Consider the following 6,175-nt stretch of genomic DNA (forward strand, 5'->3'; position numbering starts at 1 on the left):
CCAGCCAGAAGGCACTGATCCGTGGCAAGGCACCGAAAGCGAAAGATTTTACAAACGAACGTGTCCGCAAAGCTGGCCAAGTCGATGAAGCCAAGCGGGCAAAAAACCGCAGCAAGTCCAAAATCCGGGCACGAGTGGAACACGTGTTCGCCGTGGTCAAGCGGCTGTGGGGCTTCTCGAAAGTGCGCTATCGCGGCTTGGCCAGGAATGCCAGCCGGGCCTTCACGGCGCTGGCGTTGGCCAATATTTACCTGGCGCGCCATCGGCTGATGGCACCAGCACGCCCATAGTGGGCAAAGCAGGCTGAAACGCCTGCAGCAGTTGCCCGTAAGGGCTCCAGACAGGGCACTGGACCCGTCCTTTTACCCAAATCCAGCTGTATAAACTGCGCAAACGGATAAAAGCACGCTTGTTCAGCGTAGCTTAGGGACAATGCGCAGCTTGCAGATGGCTCGGTTGAAGTGAAGTTCAAGCCAGTTTCCGGCAATGAAGACCAGGCAGGGGGTGTCGTCTGGCGCCGGAAAGATAGGGAGAACTACTATGTTGCCCGGGCCAATGCGCTGGAGAACAATGTCGCGCTTTACTATACCGAGAATGGCTCACGCAAAACAATCAAGTATGTCGATGCACCGGTCGCACCGAATGCCTGGCATACGCTGCGGGTACGCTTCAAAGGCGATCTGATCCAAGTTGAATTCGACAGGAAAAGATGTATCGAAACAAACGATCGCCATGTCGTTGGTGGAGGCAAGGCCGGTGTCTGGACAAAGGCTGACAGCACAACCCTCTTTGATGACTTCAGTTTCATAGAAGCCAAGGGAAAATGAGGGCAGTTTGTTTCCCTGCTGCTGGAGGTCAGTGGATTGCGGGCCTTTGCCGATGGCTAGGTCAGCCTGCTACTACCTGTGTATCGGATTTCCCTTGGATTCAGTACATCCGAGGTTGGCGTTATTGCCACCGCCACGCTGGCTGGATCCGGTCTGCCGGCCCTGTTGGCGGGATGGATCATATGCCTGGCGTTTTCAGTACCGCAGATGCATCTCGATCTTCCGGCACTGTCGATACAGCGCGCATAACTGAACCGCTGCAATCGCCGCCGGCAGATTGGTCATGAACACCATGGAGGTGTCGCGATCGCGGGTCGACGATGGCAAGCGCAGTGCAATGCGCCACGTCTGAATCGGCTGGCTGGTGCCTGGATTAGTGAAATCCAAGGCTTGCTACCGGATGCCCGGCTGGCCTGCAGCGGCATCATGTAGGGACGTGAGCTCTTCAAAGGGGCAAGCGCTGCGATGCCGGCGCAGCGGAAAGCACGACTTCGCCTGCGCAATGCGGCACAAAAGCTGCGCACGCAGAAGTTGCGACCGGCGATCCAGAGCAGGCTGGCGCCGATGTCAATTGCCTCGACAGCGCCCGTTCGCGGGTATGGGCGTCTTCCTCCAGCACCGCATGCATCATCAGTTGCGACGCCAGCCATAGCCTGCCAAGGCCACGCCAGTCAGTCCTGCACACCTCGTCTGGCGCAGCGGCTTGGGACGATGCGCGCTACGTCCACCCAGATGCGTGGCATCCAGCACGCGTGCCTCACGGGCTGGCACCGGCTCGTGGCATGCCCTGTTCCATTGCGCCATGATGCTGTCAGCCAGGGTAGCAACATGCCTGACTATGGCTACCCCTACGGCAATCTACATGCGTTGCAGCTTGGCGCAAGAGGCCTGACGCGTGGTCGTCATGCGATCCCATTGGACCGTCAACTCCGTACCGGCGCTGGCATGCCTGCCGCAAAGACATCCAGCATCAGATTGACCATGAAGTCGATGGTGAGCTTGCGGGTGTATTGCTGTTGCGCGGTTTGTCAAAACAAGGCTACAAGCGCAACGGCCATTACTATGCGCCGCATGAAGATGGTCGAATCAAGCAACTGAACAGTCCTTTCGCGCATTATTCATCGATCTGGCCTGGACGGCGATCCCGTTTGATTAGCGCCTTAAGCCCGGGGTCGATTGGCATGGATTTGAACATGCCAACGTCGCTGCCGCCAGTGTTCCCCCGCGGCACAATCCCTATCAAGGAGCCGAAGGCGCCCAGTATGATACGCACGGCCTGGCCGCAAACGTCGGCATAGCGGCGGCGCTTGTACGCAACACGCAACATCATCCAGTGCGTCCAGCAATGGGGTAGCACATGGTACTGCCCTAAGACATGGGCGGTTCCGAGGTGGCGCATTCCACTGTCTAGCCGTCCTGCCAGGATGTCGTGCCTGGCGGCCGCCATTTCAGCGTGGAATGCCGACTTCAATTCAGGGGTCATGGTCAGATCTCTCCTCGTGTTCGTGCGAAGCTACAGCACATAGTTGATTCGTGCTCATTCCCTTTGCGGCTCATTCTCAACAATTGCCGATAGGGTGCCAAGGAACGCGACCAGATCCTGCATCTCGCTCTCTGTCAGCGTGGCCGGCTTGATTTCACTGTGCCCGTCCGTGCGCGGCGCTTGCGAGTAGTGCCGCACCACATCGGCCAGCGATGTAATCTGCCCTGCGTGCATATAAGGAGCGCGCAGGGCAACGTTGCGCAAACCCGGTGTTTTGAATGCCGAAGTCATCGCGTGGTCGTCCCTTGCAAGAAAATTGAGTTCTTCGCATTGCTCCGGGCGCGCATCGCTGAAACGGCCGAGGCAGTTGAATTCATCGCCGCGGACTTTTGCAATTCCGACGCGCCGGCCCAAATCCGGCTGCCCGGGGATACGGGGCGCAATCCCGGTGTTATGAAAGTGGTGGTCTGTGAGCAGCGGGCCGTTATGGCAGGTGATGCACTGGCCCTTGCCGAGGAAGATGCGCAGGCCGTTCTTTTCAGTGGCGTTGAGCAGGCCGTACGCTTGCACATTGTGGGTGACGACGCCTTCGATATATTGGTCCAGCCGGGATTCGCCCGGCTGCAAAGTTCTCTGATACGCCGCCAGCGCCTTGCCCATATTGGCAAATACTTTGGAGACCTCCTCTTGTTCCTTTTCCGTCATGCTGCGCCATGCTGCCCGCTGCAAGGGCGTGCCGAGTGGACTCGCCTCTTCAGGCAGCCCGCTCAAGTCCGGCATGGCGCCAAAAATTGCCTCGTAGTCCGGCCGGTAGCGCGTCTTCAGTTGCAGCGCAAAGGCGAGGCGAGTTCCGCCATGCTCAGCCGGGTCTTCCAGGGGGCCAAGCGCTTGGGCCCACAGGCTGTCCTTGCGGCCATCCCAGAACAGGAAAGGGCTGTATGCCGCGCCGACGACTGGCATGGTGCGCCGTGCGCCGGTGTCCATCCCCTGTCCCAGCGGCTTCCCATCCTGGAACTGCTTGTCCGGCTGGTGGCAACTTGCACAGGAAACGGTTCCGTTGGCGCTGAACCTGCGGTCAAAGAATATCCGCCGTCCAAGGCTGGCCGCTGCAGGAGAGGCGTCGTGGGCATTGGATGGGTCTTTCGGCACCGGCGGCAATTGACTCAGCCGCAGTGTGGAAAGTACGGCGAGCTCGGCGGCATTCCAGCCGTCGACGAGCCTGATGCCGAATGGCCCGGCTGTCGCGCTGCACGCGAGCAATGCGCCAGCCGGAAGAATTGCCCATAGCGTCGGGAATTTCATCGCCGGACGAGGTCAGGGCCGTACCGCATTGCCCGCCACAACGGGCGGCATGTTGCGGGGTGCGATGACGGTATTGAACGTCACTTCATCGTAGCCGGAGGCAGCGTCGACCTTGAGCTTGATTTCCCACCAGCCTGGCATGCTGAACTTCACGCCTTCGAGCAGGTAGCGGCCATTCCCGAGTTCGCGCGTAACCCTGGGCTGGGTAGGAAAGCCATGGCCGTGCTGCGGCATGCCGCCATCGATGCCGATATGCGCTCCTGCTACCGCGGCGCCCGACGCGGTGCGTAACCGGATTTCCCAGGCGTGTAACTTGTTGATGGCAATCGATTCAGCCGGGGCGTGCAGGCTAACCTGGTACCTGTTGTGATCTGTCTGGCGATCCGTTGACAGGTTCAGGCCCGTCGGCGGCGCCATGCAGCCTGCCAGAAAGGTGAATGGAAGGAATGAGAGCGTGATGCGTGATTTTCGAAGCATGATGATGGACCCTCGGATCGATAGGCGTTGACGGTGCGGCGAGCGGGCATGGTGGTTCATGCCGCCGCATCGCCTGGCGCGTGCGGCGGCAAAGCCAGGTCATTCGTCTTTTTGGCAGTTGCATCCCGGCCCGCACTGGCATTGCGGGCCACAGGCGCACGTCTTTTGCTCAATGGGCTGCTGGCAGCCGCAGCTGCAGCCAGCGCCTTGACAGGCAACGCATTGGCATGGGTTTTGGTTTTGGCTTTGCGAAGTGGTGTTCATGGCATTTCTCCTTTCAGTTGGAAACGAGATGCCAGTCTAGAAGGGTGGAGCGGGGCGGACTTGAACGAAACGGCTAACTTGCGGCTAGAGCCGGTGATGAACCTCAGGACAGGGGCCGGAAGCCGCCACAACCGGCCATCTGCGGCGTTGCGGCGCCTCGCCGTAACTTGTTACAGTCTCGACGACGCGCCTTGCGTCTGGCCGGTTCTGACAGCTGCCAGTTCGCTTCCGAAGGCCATGACAGTCTCTAGTGAAGATGGAGGCCGATTGCGGGAATCCCGAACATGCGCTTGAAGGTGCGGGAAAGGTGGGCGGAGTCGGCGAAGCCGCCGGCATAGGCAGCTTCGGTCAAGCTCTTTCCGGCTGCATAGGCTGCGAGCGCGACTTCGATGCGCAACCAAAGTACGTAGGGCCGAAAGCGAATGCCGGTTTCCTTGAGGAACAGATGGCGAAAGCGTTCCGGCGACAGATGAACGGCTTGCGCTATGTCCGCCATTGTTACCGTTTCATTCAGGCGTCCCCGCAGAACCTCGATGGCGCGTTCTATCCTTTTGTCGAGTGGACGAGGCGGCATGGCCTCGGTCGAGGTGATTTTGGCAATGATCGCACGGGCGCAGGCGGCGATTTGGTCATCACCGGCGCCGTCGGCATAGGCAGCGGCCAGTGCAGTGACTTCATCCTTGAACATCACGTCATCCAGCGATGACACACCGGAACGGTAGCGCTCCCTTAGCTGCCGGCCTTCACGCGACTCGGGTTCGGTAAAGATCAGGGCAACCTGTTCGCCGCGCGCTTCGAATGCATGCGAATGATGAGCCGCAATGATTGCGGCCGTATAATTCCGCCAATCTTCCCCCGTACTCCGAAAGCGAACAGTGCCGCTGGATAGAGACAGCGTCATCTGGATCGAATGATGCGCATGGAAACCGGTCTCGTCTTTTGCGTGCCCGATCCAGAGGCTGCCGCCGCGCCAGAACAGGACGCTTCCGGTACCGAAATGCCTGGCTTCTCTTCCTTGCAATGCATCACTCACCGCTTTCCCTCGCTGGAATCATCAGTACGCGCCGATTGCGATCACACGCTTGGACATCAGATTGAAGAAACTTTCGCGCAGATTTTTTCAGATTTTAATGCAATGGCGACGGGATTGGCTCAAGGGGCGACACGCGGCAAAGATCACGAGATGGCACTCGACCCACCCATTACACGCAAATCCCCCTGTCTTTTAAGCGCGGGTGCCGGAGGCGAAGTCCATGGCGCGCTGCAAGCCGGTCCGGATCATTTTACTGCCGGGCTCTCCATTGCCTTTGCGCCCCGGGAAACCGCCGGAGATGGCGATGAGGCTTACGACATTCAACGATGGCGGTGGTGGAGGAATCGGCTTGCGCGCCATCATGTAGGCGGCCTGCCGCTCGTCGTGTTCGAACACCACTTCGCAATCCATTCGGGGCCGGTTCGGCCCCGACGCATGAGCATCCGGACCCGCCGGCAATGACTGGCGACACGATCCGAGGCCTCTAACGGGCAGTTGCCCGGTAGCTTCTGCAGTCTGTTGCAGCCACTTGCCGACAACCTGAAGGAACTGGATCGACAGGTCAAAGAGTTGGAACAACAGATTGTTAGCAAATGACTGTGATACGGCGGTTGAGCATGCATATACTTAGCTACGAAGTCGTCGCTGCGCGGCAAGCGCTACTAGTAGTCTGACACAGGACATTTTTCGGTTTTAAAGCGATCTAACGGGAGGTTGTCGGGAAGGAGATCGCAATGAACCGAAAATATGTGCTGAAGTTGACGGCGGACGAACGCGGCTGGCTGGAAG

8 protein-coding genes and 1 pseudogene are annotated in these 6,175 nt (G+C 59.2%); 3 read left to right on the forward strand and 6 right to left on the reverse strand.

Annotation, left to right across the window (positions count from 1 at the left end):
- A partial coding sequence (locus tag IGW04_RS25220; RefSeq protein ID WP_194715851.1) for a transposase occupies window positions 1-290 on the forward strand: 290 nt, incomplete at its 5' end.
- 171 nt (window positions 291-461) lie between these two features.
- Window positions 462-827: a hypothetical protein gene (locus IGW04_RS25225; protein ID WP_194715852.1), complete on the forward strand. Its 366-nt coding sequence runs from the start codon at window positions 462-464 to the stop codon at window positions 825-827.
- A gap of 195 nt (window positions 828-1,022) precedes the next feature.
- Here IGW04_RS25225 and IGW04_RS25230 read toward each other — a convergent pair whose 3' ends face one another.
- The 6 genes from IGW04_RS25230 to IGW04_RS25980 all read right to left on the reverse strand — a co-directional run bounded on the left by IGW04_RS25230 (window position 1,023) and on the right by IGW04_RS25980 (window position 5,797).
- Window positions 1,023-1,214: a hypothetical protein gene (locus IGW04_RS25230; RefSeq protein ID WP_194715853.1), complete on the reverse strand. Its 192-nt coding sequence runs from the start codon at window positions 1,212-1,214 to the stop codon at window positions 1,023-1,025.
- A gap of 727 nt (window positions 1,215-1,941) precedes the next feature.
- Window positions 1,942-2,310 carry a DUF3703 domain-containing protein gene (locus IGW04_RS25235; RefSeq protein WP_194715854.1) on the reverse strand — a complete coding sequence of 123 codons (369 nt, stop codon included), beginning with the start codon at window positions 2,308-2,310 and terminating at the stop codon, window positions 1,942-1,944.
- A 54-nt stretch (window positions 2,311-2,364) separates the two neighbouring features.
- The gene (locus IGW04_RS25240) at window positions 2,365-3,612 is read right to left on the reverse strand and encodes a cytochrome-c peroxidase (RefSeq protein ID WP_194715855.1); all 1,248 of its coding nucleotides are present in this window, start codon (window positions 3,610-3,612) and stop codon (window positions 2,365-2,367) included.
- 12 nt (window positions 3,613-3,624) lie between these two features.
- Complete coding sequence (locus IGW04_RS25245) at window positions 3,625-4,149, reverse strand: FixH family protein (RefSeq protein WP_228527389.1); 525 nt, start codon at window positions 4,147-4,149, stop codon at window positions 3,625-3,627.
- Between the two features lie 451 nt (window positions 4,150-4,600).
- Window positions 4,601-5,386 carry a helix-turn-helix transcriptional regulator gene (locus IGW04_RS25250; protein WP_194715856.1) on the reverse strand — a complete coding sequence of 262 codons (786 nt, stop codon included), beginning with the start codon at window positions 5,384-5,386 and terminating at the stop codon, window positions 4,601-4,603.
- Between the two features lie 192 nt (window positions 5,387-5,578).
- Complete coding sequence (locus IGW04_RS25980; RefSeq protein WP_228527391.1) at window positions 5,579-5,797, reverse strand: IS4 family transposase; 219 nt, start codon at window positions 5,795-5,797, stop codon at window positions 5,579-5,581.
- A 66-nt stretch (window positions 5,798-5,863) separates the two neighbouring features.
- Here IGW04_RS25980 and IGW04_RS26290 point away from each other — a divergent pair.
- Window positions 5,864-5,971: pseudogene (locus IGW04_RS26290) on the forward strand (IS110 family transposase); the annotation flags it as partial.
- Between the last annotated feature and the right edge of the window lie 204 nt (window positions 5,972-6,175).

The sequence above is a fragment of the Noviherbaspirillum soli genome, from assembly GCF_015352955.1.
GTDB classification, from domain to species: Bacteria; Pseudomonadota; Gammaproteobacteria; order Burkholderiales; family Burkholderiaceae_D; genus Noviherbaspirillum_A; species Noviherbaspirillum_A soli.